At 69.3% G+C, this 748-nt stretch carries 1 protein-coding gene; it reads right to left on the bottom strand.

What is annotated here, in order from left to right; genetic code table 11:
- The coding region (locus Vqi01_RS31215) for an Hsp70 family protein (RefSeq protein WP_239098786.1) at positions 1-748 on the bottom strand (748 nt) is incomplete at both ends.

The following is a 748-nucleotide window of genomic DNA, read 5'->3' as shown; positions in this document are numbered from 1 at the left end:
CGAATATTGGATCAGCAGCATGCCGAGGGCGGCAGCGATGACGGAGCCGGTTGGTGCGGCCAGCAGGGCCGACCAGCCGCCGTGCGGTGTGCGCCACTGGCGGGCGGCAACGATCGCCATCACGAGCGCCAACACCGCGATAGGGGTGATGGGCCATAGTGCCCAGCGCAGAAAACTACCTACCGGCAGGGCGAAGTACTGGCTGGTGACCACGGCGTAGAGGCCGGCGATGGCGGCCCCGAGGGAGACGGCAGCGAGGATGCCGATACTGACCTTTCCGCCCTCTGTTCGGACGTCCGGTGTCGGACTGCGCGCTGCAATCAGGGAACCGAGGAGGGTTCCCGTAGCGAGGCATGACAGCAGGGCGAACACGGCGGCCATGGCCAGTCCACCCCAGTTGAAGCTGACCCAGTAGTGCATGCCCAGGGTGACGTTGTGGCGCTCGGCGGTCACGATGCACTGCCAGATCAGCGCCAGAGACGCGAATCCTGGCACCGCGATCTCGATAGCCCTGCGCACCGGCGGCACCGGTACGCCTACCGCAGCCGCCGGGCCGGGGTTCGCGGGGCCAGCCTCGGCAGCGCCGAGCGCCGCGACGAGCTGAGGCTCGGCCACGATGGTCGGCGTGAGCCCGGTGTGCTCGGTGATCGCCGCGTCCAGGTGCGGTAGGCGCGCGCTGCCTCCCACGCAGTAGATCCCTGCCAGGTCGCTGGCGGACAGTTCAGCGGCGGCGATGGTCTGCTGCGCC

This window comes from Micromonospora qiuiae (assembly GCF_016863555.1).
GTDB lineage: Bacteria > Actinomycetota > Actinomycetes > Mycobacteriales > Micromonosporaceae > Micromonospora > Micromonospora qiuiae.
Note: the sequence above shows the minus strand (reverse complement) of the source record. Positions and strands in the feature narration are given on the sequence as shown.